Annotated in this window: 17 protein-coding genes; 10 read left to right on the top strand and 7 right to left on the bottom strand. The window is 40.6% G+C overall.

The annotated features are described in order from the left end of the window. Positions 1-30 precede the first annotated feature (30 nt). A complete protein-coding gene (locus tag R8G66_04755) occupies positions 31-882 on the top strand; it encodes a nucleotide-binding protein (GenBank protein ID MDW3191646.1) in 852 nt (283 codons plus the stop codon). Here the strand turns inward: R8G66_04755 and R8G66_04750 are convergent. The 4 genes from R8G66_04750 to R8G66_04735 are packed head-to-tail and all read right to left on the bottom strand — an operon-like array spanning position 879 to position 4,992. Next, positions 879-2,036 carry a hypothetical protein gene (locus R8G66_04750; GenBank protein MDW3191645.1) on the bottom strand — a complete coding sequence of 386 codons (1,158 nt, stop codon included), beginning with the start codon at positions 2,034-2,036 and terminating at the stop codon, positions 879-881. The genes R8G66_04755 and R8G66_04750 overlap by 4 nt on opposite strands. Beyond that, on the bottom strand, positions 2,011-3,120 hold the full coding sequence (locus R8G66_04745) for a toll/interleukin-1 receptor domain-containing protein (protein MDW3191644.1): 1,110 nt from the start codon (positions 3,118-3,120) through the stop codon (positions 2,011-2,013). Before R8G66_04745 ends, R8G66_04750 begins: the two co-directional genes overlap by 26 nt. Before the next feature lie 6 nt (positions 3,121-3,126). Beyond that, positions 3,127-4,035 (bottom strand): 2OG-Fe dioxygenase family protein, encoded by a 909-nt coding sequence (locus R8G66_04740; protein ID MDW3191643.1) that lies wholly within the window; start codon positions 4,033-4,035, stop codon positions 3,127-3,129. A 12-nt stretch (positions 4,036-4,047) separates the two neighbouring features. Next, on the bottom strand, positions 4,048-4,992 hold the full coding sequence (locus R8G66_04735; protein ID MDW3191642.1) for a hypothetical protein: 945 nt from the start codon (positions 4,990-4,992) through the stop codon (positions 4,048-4,050). 189 nt (positions 4,993-5,181) lie between these two features. Between R8G66_04735 and R8G66_04730 the strand changes: the two genes are divergently transcribed. From R8G66_04730 to R8G66_04700, 7 genes are all read left to right on the top strand, one after another. Next, entirely contained in the window at positions 5,182-5,319 is a 138-nt protein-coding gene (locus R8G66_04730) for a hypothetical protein (protein MDW3191641.1), read from the top strand. A gap of 67 nt (positions 5,320-5,386) precedes the next feature. Next, on the top strand, positions 5,387-7,513 hold the full coding sequence (locus R8G66_04725; protein MDW3191640.1) for a sensor histidine kinase: 2,127 nt from the start codon (positions 5,387-5,389) through the stop codon (positions 7,511-7,513). Further along, positions 7,506-8,138 carry a response regulator transcription factor gene (locus tag R8G66_04720; protein ID MDW3191639.1) on the top strand — a complete coding sequence of 211 codons (633 nt, stop codon included), beginning with the start codon at positions 7,506-7,508 and terminating at the stop codon, positions 8,136-8,138. Before R8G66_04725 ends, R8G66_04720 begins: the two co-directional genes overlap by 8 nt. Before the next feature lie 114 nt (positions 8,139-8,252). Continuing rightward, positions 8,253-8,795: a TIR domain-containing protein gene (locus R8G66_04715; protein MDW3191638.1), complete on the top strand. Its 543-nt coding sequence runs from the start codon at positions 8,253-8,255 to the stop codon at positions 8,793-8,795. Between the two features lie 25 nt (positions 8,796-8,820). Then, the gene (locus tag R8G66_04710) at positions 8,821-9,810 is read left to right on the top strand and encodes a caspase family protein (GenBank protein ID MDW3191637.1); all 990 of its coding nucleotides are present in this window, start codon (positions 8,821-8,823) and stop codon (positions 9,808-9,810) included. 105 nt (positions 9,811-9,915) lie between these two features. Next, positions 9,916-10,683, top strand: a complete 768-nt coding sequence (locus tag R8G66_04705) for a hypothetical protein (GenBank protein ID MDW3191636.1) — start codon at positions 9,916-9,918, stop codon at positions 10,681-10,683. 93 nt (positions 10,684-10,776) lie between these two features. Then, entirely contained in the window at positions 10,777-11,538 is a 762-nt protein-coding gene (locus R8G66_04700; GenBank protein MDW3191635.1) for a hypothetical protein, read from the top strand. A 350-nt stretch (positions 11,539-11,888) separates the two neighbouring features. On the opposite strand, the gene R8G66_04695 is transcribed toward R8G66_04700, so the two are convergent. Beyond that, a complete protein-coding gene (locus R8G66_04695; GenBank protein MDW3191634.1) occupies positions 11,889-14,762 on the bottom strand; it encodes a response regulator in 2,874 nt (957 codons plus the stop codon). Positions 14,763-14,914: 152 nt separating this feature from the next. On the opposite strand from R8G66_04695, the gene R8G66_04690 reads away from it, so the two are divergent. Beyond that, positions 14,915-15,583: an acetyltransferase gene (locus tag R8G66_04690; GenBank protein ID MDW3191633.1), complete on the top strand. Its 669-nt coding sequence runs from the start codon at positions 14,915-14,917 to the stop codon at positions 15,581-15,583. A gap of 160 nt (positions 15,584-15,743) precedes the next feature. After that, entirely contained in the window at positions 15,744-17,252 is a 1,509-nt protein-coding gene (locus R8G66_04685) for a hypothetical protein (GenBank protein ID MDW3191632.1), read from the top strand. A 196-nt stretch (positions 17,253-17,448) separates the two neighbouring features. On the opposite strand, the gene R8G66_04680 is transcribed toward R8G66_04685, so the two are convergent. Both R8G66_04680 and R8G66_04675 read right to left on the bottom strand, forming a co-directional pair. After that, positions 17,449-17,829: a hypothetical protein gene (locus tag R8G66_04680; protein ID MDW3191631.1), complete on the bottom strand. Its 381-nt coding sequence runs from the start codon at positions 17,827-17,829 to the stop codon at positions 17,449-17,451. Between the two features lie 95 nt (positions 17,830-17,924). Continuing rightward, complete coding sequence (locus R8G66_04675) at positions 17,925-18,158, bottom strand: hypothetical protein (protein MDW3191630.1); 234 nt, start codon at positions 18,156-18,158, stop codon at positions 17,925-17,927. Positions 18,159-18,232: the final 74 nt, after the last annotated feature.

The raw sequence follows: 18,232 nt of genomic DNA, 5'->3' as shown, positions 1-18,232 counted from the left end.
TAGTTTTCTAGCCTTATCACACGTAAGGAAATGGACACAATAACCTACTTGAAATCAGAATTTCTAAACAAAATCAACAATAGTGAATTCCATATGGATCATTTCAAGCTTGAGACATCCAGTGATTCTATTTCGTTAATTCATAAGAAAAGCAAGGGTTTCTTTAAACTGGACTTGATTGGTAAACTATATGCTGTAGTCACCTGTGCACCCATGAAACATGTACCTGAAATATTCAGTTCTAAAGAGCATTTCAATCACATTAATGATCTCTGGGTCCATACAGAGAATCTTCTCCGACTGTGGCTCAATTCATTGATGGACTTCCAAGGGCTGTTCGCAGAAAACTCCATCTCTCAAAATCACTCGATTTTTCTTATCCACGGAAGGAATGACGGCATTAAAAAGCAATTGGCTATCCTTCTCAATAAATTAAAAATAAACTACAAGGACTGGAGTAGTTATCTCGATACCATAAAGAAATCCGCTCCTTTGACTACTGAAATCCTGGACACAGCATTCAAAGAAGCGACTATCTTTTTAGTGCTCTTGACGCCAGATGATGAAGTACGATTAAATCCCAACTTTCTGAATTCAAATGACTCCCTTGAAGAACAAAATATACGTCTGCAGGCCAGGCCAAATGTGATCTTTGAAGCAGGCATGGCTTATGGTCGAAATCCTAACACAACCATCTTCATCAAGGTAGGTAATCCTTCGCTATTTACAGATATTGAAGGTAAACATGTTATTACCTTATCTAATGATGTATCCTCTAAGTTTGAATTAGTGAAAACACTCGAAAACCTGGGATGCGAAGCAGATACCTCTCAGACCGATTGGATGAATTTTGGAAATTTCGAACTACCTGACAGCTTTTAAAGTGTAGTTTGATCCAATACTTCGTCTCTCAAATTCTTCATGAATTGATACTTATTATGATCAATAATGACCACTACATTTTTAAATATCTTGGCAAACTGATGATCAATCAAGTGTTGCTCAACATCAGTGTGAGTTAATAATTTTGATAATTTCTTTACATCCTTATCAATTCTTTGCAATTCGATTTGAGGAATTCCGTTGATTTCGGTAAGTGCACCTGAAAAAGATTCTACCAGTTCTAAAGACTTCTTGTCCACTAATGCTTGATCTCGCTCCAAAGACGCATCTAAACTAAACTGCATTACCTCTTTGTATACTAACTGGTACTTCTCGATAATATCTACTAGCTTGAAAAGCTCTGTCAAACAATCGGCAATTAAGTCATTGGCAACAAAGAGTTTTCTCTCTTCCTCAAGGCTTTCAGCTTTGCTTCTGACACTATTGGAAATAGCCGATACAAAATCATCTTTTTCCGTTTCTCTACTCAAATCCGTTACATTTTCCGAATTGAAATACAGTTTCTGCGTCTCCAATTCACTGATCAAGCCTCTTTTGCGATGAAAATTGAGCATCGCGCGAGAATACTTTAGTTGGGTTTCATCTAATCCAATCTTTAACCCATCAGTATTGTCATACAGTATGCAAGCCACATATAATGCAAGGTAAATCGGAATGATGATCAACAGGGATATCGAAATATGGACAATGGCACATAAGATTACCACCAATAAAGTCATGCTTAAAGAGAAAGACAAAAACATACAGCTAGTAATCAAAAGCGCACTATTAATGTAGTTAGAAGGTATTCCTCCAAATGAAACACTGAACCATGCAGCTCCTGTAATCATTGCAGGTGCCAATAAACCTGTCACGACGATACTCACATCAAAACTGGATTGATACAGGATATAATCAAGGCCTAAGAAATACATGAAAATCGCCAACGCTATGTTTACCCATGCAATCCATCTATGTTTCAAAATGTTATCCAATAACATCTCTTCGTCAGATTGTGGAATTGGTATAATCATACCATTCTTCTTTGGGCGAAACATGCCATCGGAAATTGCCTTGTCCAAAATGATGTAGACAGGATCAAATCGATTATGAATTACACGTGAGTTTTTATTTCTTAATTGTAGGTTCTTCATCTGCAACAAGTTTATCTGGAAACATAAATTTCATTACTGGTTCTTTGTAGCTGCTTTTCAGTTTAGCAACGAGTTCAGTTAATAGGCTTTTATCCAGCCTTAAAAACAAGTCTTCTACTTGGTTGTCATTTTGGAAAGAATACTGCACATAACCCCAGGTTCTTGGGGACTCCATAGGGTCATAGATCACTAGTTCTTCAAAAGGCATTACTAGATCTTCATCAATCTCTATGAATTTATACAGCCCTTCAAACTCCTTTTTACCAGGCAGCTCCGCATATTCCCGAGCCCTATCAATTGCTAAATCTGAGGCTTTGGGAATAAAATAAACATATTTTCTGCTCTCCTTTAAATTAGCGTTGACTCCATCAATAATTTCCTCAACATTCAAATCATTATATAAAAACCTGGTCAGAACCCAGACATGTTTATGTACCGTTTGTTCTCTGAACTTGATGGTAATAGGTGATAGTACATGTTCCTTTGCAGCTATAGCGTTGATCACCTCGCTCAATCGTTTCTCCACACCAGACATGGTACTATCAATGAGTTTGGTTAACCTATCGTCATACACCTCCAACATTTTCTTATTGGAAGCCTCCGTAGATGTACCCTGATAGGAATGAAGGTTGTGTTTTCCCTTAAAAAAATCGGCTGGAAGAGGGGGGCCTTCTTCCCTACAAGCTAAATCAATTGCTTTTCTGGCCGTATATTCAAAATCAGAGTTAACCCTTGCGTCAACAAATTCAAAATAGTTAAAGAAAGTGGGATATGACTGACCTACAATATCTTCTAAATAAACAGGCATGAGATAAATCTGCCTCTCCCACATTTGATCAATGGCTACCGAAAACTCCACACGAAACCACTCGGAGCTAAGGCTATCTTTTGATACCAATAAGATTAAAACTGATATATCGCTCATCTCATGTTGCAACCTATCTCTTGAAATCGAATTAGTTGATCTGTCATTACTAGTACATGTGACATAGTCACTTCCAATTTTAATGACTTGCTCTTGTAGCGTTTCGGCATCTTCCTTAGAAGACTCTGAGTAACTAATGAAAATTTTGGGCAAACTCATCACAGATTAATTTTTAAAAACCATATCGAAACCAATGATGGACCGATATGCTTCCTCCTCTACATTTATTTTCTTGATACTTGAAACCGAATGCCAGTACAAGTTTTCTTCATCTGCTTGAAATAATCCTTCTCCAGGGTTCAATTGTCTCGAGAACACTTGCGTCTTCCCATCTGCCAAATAAACTGTACTTGTACCTCCAACAACATTCTTCCGATTCAGTACCAAGCCAGAGACTATGTAATTAGCTCCATCCCGATGGACTCCTTCCGGCGCGGGATTCGAATCAAATCCTTGTTGCACATAAGTCCGCATCATATGACAGGTCAATTGAATTTTAGGGTGACGAATAGGTCGCTTGAAAGTCAACTCGGCTACCCAGGCCAACAGTTTTAGAAAATCATCATTTCTACGATAAGAAACAGGGATTTCCGTGTATTGTCTCGGTTTACTCCTAATATCCTCAACTTGTTGTTCAAATAAAGGATTGCCATTTTCTTGAATTTTCCAAAAGTCATTTTCACTTCTAATACAATTATATGTGAAACATCCTCTCTTTCGAAAAGGTTGAAAGTCACGTATGAGTTCTAACAACTTCATGTCTTCAACTCTGGAAAGCCAGAAATTTTTATACTCGTTAGGGCTACCCCACAGATTGTTCCAATCTTCTTTAAAAGTGTGATAGACGGTTGGGTCAAGCTCTTTTACTTTTCTGTCAATAAACAAGAAGCTATCATACGTATCAAAATCCAGATACTTTTCGAAACACTGATCCATCCATTCCAAAAATTGCTGATGATCATCTAATACATCTTTGATATGAACTGTCTGAATATCAGAAGTTATCGCTTGCCGGGCATACTTACGGCTACTTTGATCAATTGGGACCAGATATTCTCGTAGATCGGTTATCATCACTTATTCTATCTATGCCTTTTTGAAAAGGGACTCCCCTTTATCTTCCATCAATGCCGCCATTTCTTCAAAGACCACTGATAGCCTAATGTCTTTCATCTCCTGGTTTTCATCCGAATTGTCCATAAGGCATTTCAATTCATCACTGATCGCCCTGTAGGGTTTGTGTTCCTTTTCATCTGATGTTAAATCACAAAGTGTCAAGAATCTTCGAATCATATCCATCGCAATGACATCAGCTTCTTGTTGGGGCATCGCAGGAAGAAAGATCAGGTTGTTGGCCTTCTCGACTTCCTCTGTCAATTTCATTCGATCAAAAATTTCGAAAAAGCATATCCCAATTAAATAATTTGCCACTTGCAAGTTTCGGTGTTCTCTTAATCCTTCTGCGGTTTTATGTAGCACCGAAAGTGCCTTTTTGAAATACAATTCGGCGGCCTCGTTCTGCCCCGTGAGCATGGCATCATTAATATCGTACTTTAATGACCCCAGAAATATTTGATAAAGCAAATACCCTACAATAACAATCCCCATTCCTGCTGAAGCCAGGGAAGCTTCAAACTGATATGGTAAATTATTAATGAATGATTCCCAAAACGGCCTGGTAAGTGAGAATACGGTTACTAATAATAGCATAAGCAGGGAAATGACAAAGGCACTGAAAAGACTCCTGGTCAATTCCAACCCAAACCCTTCAAATTTTCGCTTCATACTGGCCAAAGACACTGAGAACCATGCGGTACCTGCGACCATGGTGACCGGGATCAATACAGAAACAATAATTCCAGCATCCAGAAACAATAACGCGGGAATGACCAGAATTGCACAATATGTGCCTTTAACTAAAGCAGGACAGTACTTCCCTTCTACTGAACTATTAAATATCTCTTCTTCCTGCTGCGACAGGTCTACCTTCAGGAAATTCTTAAGTACCCTTTTCCTTAAGAATTGGCTCATGAATCGCTCAATCATAATCAATGCTATTTACTTTTTTCGGATGTAAACTTATTTCCTCATAGCAAGGAAAAAACCCTCGAAATACATTGAACTTCTTCTCCTAAAAACTGAGGATATAACATTGGTTAATTATTGGGATTCAATTAGTTACAATACAACAGAACTTTGGTGAAATCAAATTTTAATACCATGGACAAGAAAGTGAACAAGGATCAAATTGATATTAAAGATCCTACGCCAAATCAAGGCACAACATCTACTTCCAATAGTAGTGGAGACACGAAACCAGGAGGTCCGAAATCCAATAAGCCAGTAGGTAAATCATAACGCCTGCCGTTTGTTTGAAAAAAGAAAGATCTTAATTTCAGGTTAGGATCTTTCATTAATGTGAGAAATGAAGCGTAATTATATCTCATTTGCATTTTGCTTATCTATCTGCCTACACGGGGTAGCCAATCAACAACTAACGGATAGTCTTATTCTGCTCTATCAAAAAGCCCAACATGACACAACAAAAATTGATCTACTTAATGAATTAGCATGGATCAATCGAAATTCTAACCCTGACCTTGCCATCAATTACAGCAGTCAGGCAAGAACTTTGAGTAGCAACCTGAATGATTCAGAACGACTAATAACCAGTTTAAACAGATTAGGTCTGGCGATATTCTATAACAATGACTTCATTCAGGCTAAAAGCATTTACCAGGGCATTTTGAGGCTTGAAGGACAAAAAGATGAACAAACCTATGGCCTGGGCAGAGCAAGTCATCAGTACAGCAAGATTCTCCTGGAATTAAATGAGTTAGATTCTGCACTCATACATGCCAATCAGGCAATTAAAAGCTTCGAAATCACCCAATCCAATGCTCAACTCGGAAATGCGTTAATCAACCAGGGCATTATTCTTAAAAAGCAAGGAGCGTATGATGCTTCGCTTAATTGCTTCCTGAAATCCCTGGATTTGGGAAATTCCACTAATAATACAAGCTTGAAAGGATATGCCTTACAAAATCTTGGCAATTACTATTTGGCCGTCGATAATCTACCAAAAGCATTATCCTTTCTTGCCCAAACCGCCCGACTTTTCCAGCATCATGACAATCCGATAAACTTATCTAACGTCTTCAACGACATGGGTATCGCGTATTTCAAGCTAGGAAATTATGATTCAGCTCGATATTACTATCAACACTCCATTGACCTTTTGCTTCAAACAGGTGTAGAAGTTGATAGTAAGAGGTTAAATAATATGGGTGTTTTGAGTATGAAAATGGGCGAATTAAATGCCGCACTGAATTATTTCAATGCTAGCATCAATAGTTACCGCGTTGCATCGGGCGGCATTAATTTTAGTGAGTCGTATATCAACATGGGTGATATTTATTATCGTCAGGGGAAGTATTCGAAAGCTATCCAACATTATGAAACCGCACTGAACAGCACAGAAGCAAATAAACAATTAGAGTATCTAATTGACATTTACAATGGCCTTTCATTGTCCTATGATGCGCTGGGAAAATTCAAGGAGTCACTTGATTATCGCAACAAATTTCTGGATATAAAAGACCAACTAATCAACAGTTTCAAAGCATCTGTGAAATTGCAGGAAGACTATATCCAGGAAAAGAATGAGAAAGAAATACTGAGAAGGGATAAAAAAATTGCCGAAGTAGAAATGGATAAGATCAGAGCAGAAAACCAACGGCAAACAACACTGATCCAATTCCTCACGGTGGCTGTGATTCTCATTATCATACTCTTCTTTCTGATTTTTTTATTCTATCGACAGAAAAAACAAATTCAAATCGCGGAGAAGGACACCATTCTTGCACAACAAGAAAAAATAGACCTTATCAACAAACAGGAAAAGGAATACAATTACGCTCGTTTAGAGGGTCAGGATAAGGAACGCAATCGAATTGCAAAAGACCTACATGATCGTCTTGGGAATACCCTAACCATGGTGAAAATTCACTATCAATCGGTATTGGATGATCTTGAAAAGTTGAAGGTATCCAGTATCAGTAGTTACAATGAAGCCATAGGCTTAATTGATCAGGCGCGTGAAGAGGTAAAGAAGATTGCCTACAATATAAATTCTGGTGTAATTGCACAATTCGGGCTCATTGCCGCCATTGAAGATTTGGTTCATACCATTGAAAAAAGAAATCTCGTCAAAATGGACTTTGACCATTTCGGCATTGATGATCCTTTAGACAGGGAGCGCGAAGTGACACTCTTCAGAATCATTCAAGAGCTCGTCATGAATGTTCTCAAGCATGCCAAAGCAAATCATATCGAAATACAATTCGTATTACAAGAAGACAACTATAACTTAAGCGTCTCGGATGACGGCATAGGATTTAACCTCAATAACCGAACAAGTCCTGGAATGGGCTTATCTAATGTTGCTGCCAGAGCTGAGCAGTTAGGTGGTTCTTTACACATTGATTCCAATCCAGGTCGAGGCACTTTTATTTCAATTGATTTTCCACAAACAAATTTGTCTGATGATTAAGATTCTATATGTTGATGATCACCAACTACTTCAAGAAAGTGTAAAAAAGATTCTCGGCTCAGACCCTGAAATTGATATTCTTGGTACTGCTTCCAATGGTAAAGAGCTAATCAACTTAATCAAACGAAATTTAGAAGTTGAGGTAATCATCATTGATATTGAAATGCCTGAGATGTCGGGGGATGAAGTAGCTGTCTATGTCAAAAAAGAATACCCCCATATAAAGATTGTTGTGTTAACACAGTATGATACGATGGGTTATGTAAGACAACTCATGGAAATTGGAGTAGACGCGTATGTGTTAAAAAAGTATGGATTCGATGAACTCCTGACTGCCATTCATCAAGTTAAGAATGGCAATTCGTATATGGGCAAAGACGTGCAGCAATTACTACTAGAAAGCTTAAAATCAACTAATATCGTTGGCGAAATCAAACTTACCCGAAGAGAAAAGGAGATCTTACCACTCATTGCAAACGGGCATACAAGTTTGGAAATATCCGAAATGTTGTTCATTGCTCCCACCACAGTAGAAACTCACAGAAGAAATCTCATTAGCAAAACAGGAAGTAGAAACACAAAAGAACTAATCAAATTCGCTTTCGAAAAAGGTTACTTTAGGTAATTAGGTAGTTAGCAAAAACTACTTGATACTAACGATATTCAAAATCCCATTTTTCAGTGTACCGCTAGCGTTAAGATCTTCCAAGCTTTGTATAAACAAGGAACGATCAGAGCTATGGCATTTTACACGAAAGAATATTTAAGGAACAGGTTAGACGGGACATCATCGGAAGAAATACAACAACTCATTAATTCTTTTAGAGCTAAAAACTCTTACGATGTTTTTCTCTCACATAGTTACAGCGATAAGGAGTTTATCCAATCTCTTATACTAGAGTTAGAGTCAATCAACCTTGACGTCTATGTAGACTGGATTGTAGATCCTGAACTGAAAAGATCATCCATTACAAAACATTCAATTCAAATCATTCGAGAAAGACTAAGGCAGTCCAAATGCTTAATCTATGCTACTTCCGTTGCCTCTTCACGATCAAGATGGATGCCTTGGGAACTTGGATACATGGATGGACTTGTGGGTAAATGTGCCATTTTACCCATTCTTGAACGTAAGAATGCTATTTATCAAGGTAAAGACCTGTTACAAGTTTACCCTTACATCACACTGGATGAAACCAGGGATCAGGTGGATATGAAACGTATCCGAATACATGAATCTACACATGATTACACACGAATTGATTCATGGCTCAACAAGTAATAATTAAAAAACTAAATAAAAAGTCATGTCCAGAAAAGCGATAGTTATTGGAATAGATTATTACCAAAATTTTGATTCACTCCATAGTTGTGAATTGGACGCTCAGGGAATGAGTGAAGTTCTTTCATTTGATGGAAACAGAAAAAAAGATCGGAATTTCCAGGTTGATACCTATGTAGCCAATTCACCTGAAACAGCATTGAACAAAAAAGACCTGGGACAAATCATTAAAGAATTTCTGGAAGAGCCACGAGAAGTCTCCCTGCTTTACTTTTCCGGGCACGGATTCATTAACAGCTTAGGAGGTTATTTAAATACCAGCGAAAACCTCGAGGGTGAAGATGGATACTCCATGGATGATTTGCTGAAGCTTGTAAATCGATCAAAAGCACTGAGCACAATCGTAATCCTCGATTGTTGCTATGCTGGAAAACTTGGAGACGATCAGACTTCCTCAGGCTATTCACAATTGAAAGAAGGGGTAACCATTCTGGCCGCCTCATCTAGAGGTCAAGTATCCAGGGCAAAGAAAGGCCAACGAAGTATTTTTACGGATTTAGTTATCGATGCAATGAACGGAAGCGCAAGCAATATTCTTGGAGAAATAACACCTGGAAGTTTATACGCACATATCGACAAGTCTTTAGGTAAAAATGTGCAAAGGCCCATCTTTAAAACGAATGTTCGGAGGTTCACTGTTCTTAGAAAAGTCGCTTCTCAAATCACCAAAGAACAGCTCAGAAAGCTTCCTATACTATTCAAAGATTCCAATACTCATTTTAAGCTTGATCCATCATTCGAACCTGATATAGCAAACGTTCCAGGCTTTGAGGATTGGACGCCTGACAAGGAGAATGTCCGAACTTTCAAATTACTCCAAAAATTCAATAGAATCGATCTCGTAGTGCCAAGTGGTGCGAAACACATGTTTTTCGCGGCTATCAACAAGAAGAAATGTAAATTGACTCCTCTCGGGAAATTTTATAGGCATTTGGCGTCCAAAAATATGATTTGAAACCGTCCTAAAATTTTACCAGAGACTTTGCAGACTAGATGTTAAAAAACTCTTATTTTCTGAATAAGTGGTGTATTTTCGAACCAAAGCAACTTATTCATGACAATGACCAAACTGATAGGTGCATTTCTGCTGTGCATGGCGTGTAATTTTACATTTGCACAGGACAGTGATTTCCAATTAAAAAAGTCCAGGCTCAAATTAGTCAAAGGACATTTTTTCGACCAACATTATGACTGGGAAAACCCTGATATTAATCTCCTACTCGAACTGACAGGAAAGCGAAGAAAGGTAGGCAATGTACTTCTGGTGAGCGGATTGGTATCTACCCTGTTCGTGGTGGGTATCATCGCAGGCCCCATCGCCGTTACGGCAGGATTGATCATCAAGGGTAAGGGTAGAAAAATGTTTTGGCAGGCCACCATTACAAGGAATTATCAACTGACCAATGGCCAGACATATTCAGGTTCAGAGTTCTTCAGAGAACGTCCTAATGCCCGGTGGTTTTACCGAAAAAACTTCCATGTCCAGTATTACGATGGTTCCAATCCTGCCATTAACGACGAATTATTATTGTCAATCAAACATCACCAGATGGCGCGAAAGCAAAGCAAATGGATGACCATATTCGGAGGGGTCGGCACCACCCTGGCGATCATCGCTGGCGATAAATTTTTCGCTAATGCGTTTGCAAGAGATAACCGAACGGATAGGAACGTTTTAGTCCCATTCATTTCCTCCGTAGTTTTAGGCAGCATCGGATTAAAGTTCTTTTCCTTATCCGGTAAATCAAGTACCAGGGCTTACCGGCATTTACAAACGGCTACTTATCAATGGTATGACGACATGAATGAGGTAAAACGAACCAGGTGATCAGAATACGTTCTTAGAATTTCTTTGGAATCCTGATATGTTTTGTGGTTTGCAAAAAAAGCCTCATCTTGAATTTCTTAAACAAAACTGGCTATGCTTAGAAAACTGATCATACTTGCTTTAGTACTCAATACGGCTTATTTACAGGCCCAGGAATACTATTTCAATCCTAAAAATCGTGAATTGAAATTGCTCAAGAGGAACAATTTTGATCCATTCTACGAAGGAGAAGATCTTCAGGTCAATGAGTACTTGCATAAAGCCTTCATTAAGAATCAGAATGCCAATGGCTGGCTTATTGCAGGTGGAGTCATAACATCTATTCCGGTAATATCTTATATCGGCGCACCAGGTTTAGCTTATGGATTTGTGCTCAAGACCCAATCTCGTAAGCAAATCCAAATTGCAGCTGCATTACGTCTTTCGGAAATCACTGATCAGCTCTACTCGGGATCGGAAGATTTTCGACGGCCAGAAAGAAAACGCTGGTACCAAAAAAAGAACTTTTATGTGGAATTCTACAGTGGACAGAATGAAGCGGCCAACCAGGCATTAAACCTGGCCTGGGATCTCAATAGAAAGGCAAATACAGAGCAGTTCTATGGCGCACTAACCGGGTCAGTGGGTACAGTAATGCTTCTTGCGTCGCTGTTCAATTTTCTTGTAAGTACCTTCGATGAAGGTGAAGATCGCCCGGTACTATGGCCATTTACCGCCGGGGCGGCACTCACAACAACTGGCGCCGTACTAATCATCAGGGCGGATAGGAAAAAGAATCAAGTGGAACTCAACCTTTGGAATGCTACTGAACAATGGTATTCCGAGTTGCATGGAAAACCCTTGAATGGTCAATAGTAATAAATTGACAGCCTTTGTCCATCTTTTGGCAGCATCTGAAAAGTAAATAGTGGCACCTTAGTACCCAACTATAAAGGTCCCTATGATCCGCCAAAGCCAAAACCTACATCCACTGATTAAGTACATCAAGCACTGGAGGGAATTCAATGCCCACACCAAAAAAGCACTGATCGCACGTCTCACTCACACCTATGCTTTTCTATTGGGTTTCCTTCTCTTGATGTACTTATTGGTGGGGTAATCTTCGAAAAATGTTTACTGATTGAGATCGGTTGCTCTCGAGATACTGTAGATTTAAACCTATAAGGTCTTAATCTACAGTATGAAAAGACCTTATAGGTTTACAACTATACTTTCACTGAAGGCTCCTCATCATAGTACTCCTTGTATTGCGTACGGAAACGAGTCACATTGGTGATCCCGATGGCCTTCCCCGCATCGTTCAGGCTTTTCACTTTGCCGCGGGTAAGGAGTTTGCGAGCAAACTGATACTTCAATTGTTTTACATATTCCAATGGAGTTAAACCGGTCAAATCCTTCATCATGCGGAACAGGGTTCTTTCGCTTACTGCCAATTCATTGGCCAGCATCTGGTTGGTGATCCGTTGATCGATACGAGAAGTTACTATCTCAGAAAGTTTGGTCAACCACTCTTGCTCCAGTTTCTCGAGGTTGTAATTCTGAAGTGGTTCTGGTAATTGCTCAGTAGTTTGCTGCGTCTGTACCGTATTGGCTACTTTCAATTTGAATTCTCGTGCATTGAATGGTTTGATCATGTAGTCATTGACCCCCATTTCCAGTGCCTTTTCCCGATCGCCAACAGAAGAACGGGCAGAAACCACAATCACAGGAATGTGTTTGAAGTCTGGCTCCTTCTTCAAAGAAGTGATCAAAACAAAACCATCCATGACGGGCATCATCAGGTCAGTAATGATTAAACTGATCTTTTGCTTTTTGAGCAATTCCAGGGCTTCCCAGCCATTGCTAGACAGGTAAATATTATAATCGTCAGCAAGGACATCCGAGATGTAGTTTCGAATTTGTGGGTGGTCATCTACAACCAAAACCGCAGGCTTAGAGGGATCTCGAACAGGTTGGATCGGTTTCTTGTTGGTCTCCTCTCTTAGTGAAACATCAGGAGTTTCTACCTCTTCCTGTGCGAGAGGAATTTCGGCTGTTAAACCTATTCTAATTTCGAAAGTAGTCCCAACTCCCAACTCACTCCGTACCGAGATATCTCCGTCATGCAAGTCCATCAATTCTTTGCAAATGGCCAAACCAATACCAAGTCCCTGTCGGATATTATATTCCTTATGATCCACCTGATAATAGCGATCAAAGATGTGAACCAGGTGTTTTTGTTCTATGCCAATTCCTGAATCCTGCACCTTGATGATGGCTTCACTTCCCTCCTGCGATAAGGACACCATGATCTCGCCTCCGCTACTCGTGAATTTCAATGCATTCGACAGTAAATTAAAGATGATCTTTTCAAATTTAGATACGTCAATTTTTGACCAAACTTCCTTTTCGCCAAACTGAGTTTCGAGGATAATCTCCTTCTCCTCAGCTGCCGATTGGAACAAGCCAACCTGCAAAATCAAAAAGGCACGTAAGTCATAAGGAGTGGTATCTACTTTGATATTGCCTGAATCCAGATTGATCAATTCTCTAATCTCTTCCGTCAGGGAAATCAGCTTATTGTTGTTCCAGCTAATTTTTTGAATCCTGGAAAGCGCATCTTCAGGCAGGATATCCCGATAGTCATCCAACAACAAATGCGTTTGTCCACTAATGAGCGTCAGCGGCGTACGAAAATCATGTGAGATATTCGCAAATAGTTGAGACTTGGCCTCATTGATCGCTTCCAGTTTCTGTGATTGCTCGGCTATCGTATGATTAAGTCGTTGGGTTTTCCGCCGTGACCAAAAGAAAAACCCAGCACAAATGGCCAAAGCACCAGTCACAACCAATATAGCAAGATTCACATCCTTTTGTCTGGCAATCTGGGCCTCCTGAATTTCTTTATCGTGTCTAAGCTTCTCATTTTCCGCTTCTTTTCGACTCAATTCATACTTCTTTTGCAGCAGTCCTATTTCCTTTTTGGTTTGTGCGCGGCGTGCAGAATCCTTAAGGTGAAGTGAAGTAATGGCCGCATCATAAGCTGCTTCAAATTGCTTGTTTCCAGCGTAAGCTAACGCAAGGTCATTGAATACGGATCCTGAATTCCCCAGTCCAAAATAATCAATACTGTCACGTACATTTTCTAATAACGTAATAGATTTATTGTAATTCCCTAGCTCATAATAGATCTCTCCAAGATGATACTTCGTGATCCCAATCCCGTAGCGATCTTCGATGCTGGTAAATATTTTGTTTGCCGTTTTTACACGAGGTAGCGCTTCTTCGGCTCGTTTCATGTCAATCAGTAAATCTCCAAAATTGATATTGAAGAATGCATTGGCCAGCACCATATCAGGTTCAATGATCTTTTCTACTTCTATGAATTCTCGATAAGCCTCCTCTCGTCGATTCAGTCGACTCAAACTTAAGGCCGAGTTGATCCGTAACCTGATTTGCATCATTACATTGCCTACCTCTTTAAAATAGGTTAATGCGTTTCTGAAATATACCAGGGACTTTTCACTGTCTTTGTTATTGGAATACAAGATCCCTAGTAATAAGTCCAGGTCTGCCAATTGAAGCTCGTTTTCCAATTCATCGAAAATTTCCCGCGCCAGCAATAACTTCTCAATGGCCCTTACCGGATCAGCATCAACATGCTCGATCATACTTCCCCAGGCTTTCAAAGCCACACCTTCCATTAGTCGGTTGTCACTGGATCGGCTAAGTTCCAGGGCTTCTTCAATCATTGCCGTCCCTTTTGGACCATCCATTTTGATCCGGTATTGATCTGACCAATCTATTTTGCAGGTAATCAGCAGCTCCATGAAATGTCGGCGTTCACTGATTTCTTCCGTTTTGCCAAGATGGAATTCAAGCAATTCTGTGTCAGCTACATCGCGAGCATGGTCAGATTGGCGATGGTGCCAGACTGCTACAATGCTGTCGCTCATCCTGTTGCTGAGGTCTTGTTGCTCAACATACTCATTGAGCGAATCGAGCGTTGAAAATTTTAAATAGGGATCAAGATCCGTTAGTTGTGCAATGGTATGTATATAGCAACATACGATGCACATAGTGGCAAGAAGTAGTCTCATGGCGGTGGCTAGGTCAACCATTTAAAGATAAGCAAGGAACACCAAAACTGGCAGGATTTGTAAATTCTAATGGCTAGTGACAGTTCATGTCAGGCATTTGGCAGCATTTGAAACGCATAGTTACCCTCGACTTGCCCTAATTTTGAAAGAGAATGACCAAACACAAACTCATCATTGTTGGTGCTTCGGGGCACGCGAAAGTGATCATCGATGTATTCGAACAGATAGGGAATTACAAAATCCTGGGCCTGTTTGATGACCGAATCTCGAAAGACACGGAAGTTCTTGGCCATAAACTACTGGGAAAAACGGCAGCCATAAGCTCCTTTCTCACCGATAATACAAATATTGAGGTCTTCATAGCCATCGGAGACAATTGGACCAGGTCGAGGGTTAAAAAGCAGTTGGAACAAAATAATGCAAATATTCATTGGGCCAATGCGATTCACCCCCAGGCTCAAATTGGAAAAGGGACAGTCTTTGGCAAAGGCGTGGCCATACTTGCAGGTGCCGTCATTAATAGCGATGCTCGTATAGGTGATTTTACCATTATGGGTTCCAATAGCATCCTGGACCATGACAGCCATTTGGGAGCCTACGCAAGTCTCGCCCCTGGCGCTACCGTGGGAGGTAATGTCCAAATTGGAAATTTCTCTACAGTAAGTCTAGGGGCAAACATCATTCATGGAATAAAGATTGGGGCTCACACGGTAATCGGAGCTGGCACTACGGTATTGCAAAACTTTGGAGAAAATCTTGTAGTTTTTGGTAGTCCGGCCAGAGAAATTCGAACGCGAGAAGAAGGCGAGAAATACTTGTGATCCGGGAATTAAGCATTGTTTCAAAAAATGCACATTGGATTGCACCATAGTTGGTAAACATTCATTCCACCAAGCCAAAAGATTGACCACTGCCAAAATTTTCATTTCACTGGAATGATTTGGTATTAACTTTCCCTCGATTAACCTAACCAATCAAATTATGCGTCGCTCTTTCCCCGTTTTCGCTCTTTTGTTCCTCATTTCTTTCAGCTTTTCCTTCGCAATTGAAGCACAATCACCTGAAACTTCTTTGGCACAATTTTTTGCCGAATGGCGAAGCTTCGAGAAGCCCGCAATGCACAACGGAGCTCCTGATTATCGAAAAGAGACGTTCGATCAAAGAATGCCCGCTTTCAAAGCGTTGCAGGAAAAACTAAACGGCATAGACACCACAGGATGGTCGGTTCCTGACAAAGTAGATTGGACGATCATCTGGGCAGAGATGAATGGTTTCGACTTTAATCATCGGATACTTAAGCCTTGGGCTAGGGATCCCGCATTTTACAAATCTGTATGGACCTATCGAAGCGATGTTCCGGCCCATGAAGGACCCACACACCATGCCACCACTGAGCTGTGGACTTATAATTTCCCACTGTCCGACGAAGCTGAACAACGGTTGATCAAGGATTTAAGCGTGATCCCACCACTAAATACACAAGCCAAACAAAACCTCACTGGTAATGCGCGTGACCTCTGGGTCGCTGGAATCAGAGACATCAAGACACAATCATCAGTATTGACGGATATGAAAAATGCAGAGGGGGTGGCAAAAAGGAAAAAACTAATGAAAGCCATCAATGCAGCCATTGCCGCATCCAACGATCTTGTCAACTGGCTTGAAGAACAGGCATCTTCAAAAACCGGCCCATCAGGTATTGGCAAAGAGAATTATTCGTGGTACATGCAAAATGTACACCTGGTGCCTTTATCCTGGGAGGACGAAGTAATGATCCTAAAAAGAGAATTGGCCCGGGCATGGTCCAGCCTAAAATTAGAGGAACATCGTAACCGTAAACTTCCTCAACTTGAAGCAGTTGATTCCCCGGAAGCGTATAATGCCTTGGCAGAAAGGTCTGCGGCCAGCCTGATGAAATTTCTGAGTGAAGAAGAAATTGTCACAGTTGCAGATTACTTCGGGCCGGCATTGCGTCGACATCTTGGGGGATTTGTTCCCAGGGAAACCCGAAACTTCTTCTGGATTACGGCGCACCATGATCCCAGACCCTTGTATTGTCATTTTTACCATTGGTTTGAACTGGCCCGAATGGACATCACCCCCAATAAACGAGCAGTTCGAAAAGGCCCTTTGTTGTATAACATCTTCGACTCGCGTAATGAAGGAACTGCCACAGCCGTGGAAGAAATGTTCATGGATGCGGGCTTATATGATGATAATCCACGTGTTCGAGAGATTGTCTATATCATGATTGCACAGCGTGCCGCCCGAGGATTGGGTTCATTGTATGCGCATGCCAACATGATGACCATGGAAGAAGCGGGTGGCATCCATTCTGAATACACGCCCAGAGGATGGATGAAAACGGAAAAAGGAGTTATTGATATTCGAACAACACCTTTACCTACGGCAGCCTGGATATGGTACGAGTTATATCACCGGAAAATATCTCCTGGAAAATGCAATGATGGAGTATGCCCGAACTCGTGAGCTTGCAGGCGAAAGCTTTGAATTAAAGGCTTTCTTTGACCTACTCAATTCCATCGGCAATGTTCAATGGCCATGTAGGTCAGGAAATGACCGGTAATTCTGCTTTTGATCGACCAAAAATAAGGTTGGAACTCCTTAAATCCGCAATAGTAAAAAACACGTGTTACCCGAGGGCAACACGCGTTTTTCACTGAAATTAAATTTTTGGGCCTGATCCGGAGCAATTCTGTATGTTCCCTCCCCAGATCGTACTGGTTCGGACAGCTGACCTCCGGGTAACCGCTCCTGTACATCTATCTACACTGACGCATCGATAATAGGCGTTCAATTGGATGTGCATGGCACTTCCGGCGCCACCAGTCGCCTCAAATTCCACGTGACTCTGATATTTCGAATAGCCCGGAGCAAGTTGCATCACATTGGATGGAAATATCCATTCATGACGATAAAACCCTTCACCTACATTTTCGGTAGCGTACGCTTCGAAAATATCTCCAGGACATACTTCTAAATCAGTGTTTACGTCAACGAAAAAAGTTGGTGTTATGGGATCAATCTCGCAAGGAGGTTCAGGCAATTTCTCGGATGGTTAAATTCACATCGTAATTAGTATTGGTTCCTCCAACTTGCTGGCCTCTCTACGACAATTTCTCATTCTTCAGTAAAAAATCCTCACCAAAAAATATGGTGAATCGCAAAATCAGTAGTTCTTGAAATGGTAAAATCACTGCCGCTTTCGATGGTCCAATTAAGAATTTTCCCAGTCACGCTTTGACCTGCGATGTTCAAATTATAGTAATACGTTTTGGCAGTTCCGGGTGCCACGTAATCAATACCGGTGATCCCGTTGAGTGTGCAGGTAGTACGAGACTGGTACTCGGGCGCCAGCTGATTTTGTAGTTTCACTTAATTGTGAATCCTCAATTGTCTTGCCGTCATCAAGAACAGTATCGTGAGCTCTTCCTGTTAACCGTACGTAG

It is taken from the genome of Cytophagales bacterium (genome assembly GCA_033344775.1).
Lineage (GTDB): Bacteria > Bacteroidota > Bacteroidia > Cytophagales > Cyclobacteriaceae > JAWPMT01.
Note: the sequence above shows the minus strand (reverse complement) of the source record. Positions and strands in the feature narration are given on the sequence as shown.

Bases quoted from the DNA above. Each gene is read 5' to 3' on its own strand.
- R8G66_04755 (MDW3191646.1), top strand. From the start codon at position 31: ATGGACACAATAACCTACTTGAAATCAGAATTTCTAAACAAAATCAAC.
- R8G66_04715 (MDW3191638.1), top strand. From the start codon at position 8,253: ATGGCATTTTACACGAAAGAATATTTAAGGAACAGGTTAGACGGGACA.
- R8G66_04745 (MDW3191644.1), bottom strand. From the start codon at position 3,120: ATGAGTTTGCCCAAAATTTTCATTAGTTACTCAGAGTCTTCTAAGGAA.
- R8G66_04725 (MDW3191640.1), top strand. From the start codon at position 5,387: ATGAAGCGTAATTATATCTCATTTGCATTTTGCTTATCTATCTGCCTA.
- R8G66_04740 (MDW3191643.1), bottom strand. From the start codon at position 4,035: ATGATAACCGATCTACGAGAATATCTGGTCCCAATTGATCAAAGTAGC.
- R8G66_04705 (MDW3191636.1), top strand. From the start codon at position 9,916: ATGACCAAACTGATAGGTGCATTTCTGCTGTGCATGGCGTGTAATTTT.
- R8G66_04735 (MDW3191642.1), bottom strand. From the start codon at position 4,992: ATGAGCCAATTCTTAAGGAAAAGGGTACTTAAGAATTTCCTGAAGGTA.
- R8G66_04695 (MDW3191634.1), bottom strand. From the start codon at position 14,762: ATGAGACTACTTCTTGCCACTATGTGCATCGTATGTTGCTATATACAT.
- R8G66_04720 (MDW3191639.1), top strand. From the start codon at position 7,506: ATGATTAAGATTCTATATGTTGATGATCACCAACTACTTCAAGAAAGT.
- R8G66_04685 (MDW3191632.1), top strand. From the start codon at position 15,744: ATGCGTCGCTCTTTCCCCGTTTTCGCTCTTTTGTTCCTCATTTCTTTC.
- R8G66_04750 (MDW3191645.1), bottom strand. From the start codon at position 2,036: ATGAAGAACCTACAATTAAGAAATAAAAACTCACGTGTAATTCATAAT.
- R8G66_04710 (MDW3191637.1), top strand. From the start codon at position 8,821: ATGTCCAGAAAAGCGATAGTTATTGGAATAGATTATTACCAAAATTTT.
- R8G66_04700 (MDW3191635.1), top strand. From the start codon at position 10,777: ATGCTTAGAAAACTGATCATACTTGCTTTAGTACTCAATACGGCTTAT.
- R8G66_04690 (MDW3191633.1), top strand. From the start codon at position 14,915: ATGACCAAACACAAACTCATCATTGTTGGTGCTTCGGGGCACGCGAAA.
- R8G66_04730 (MDW3191641.1), top strand. From the start codon at position 5,182: ATGGACAAGAAAGTGAACAAGGATCAAATTGATATTAAAGATCCTACG.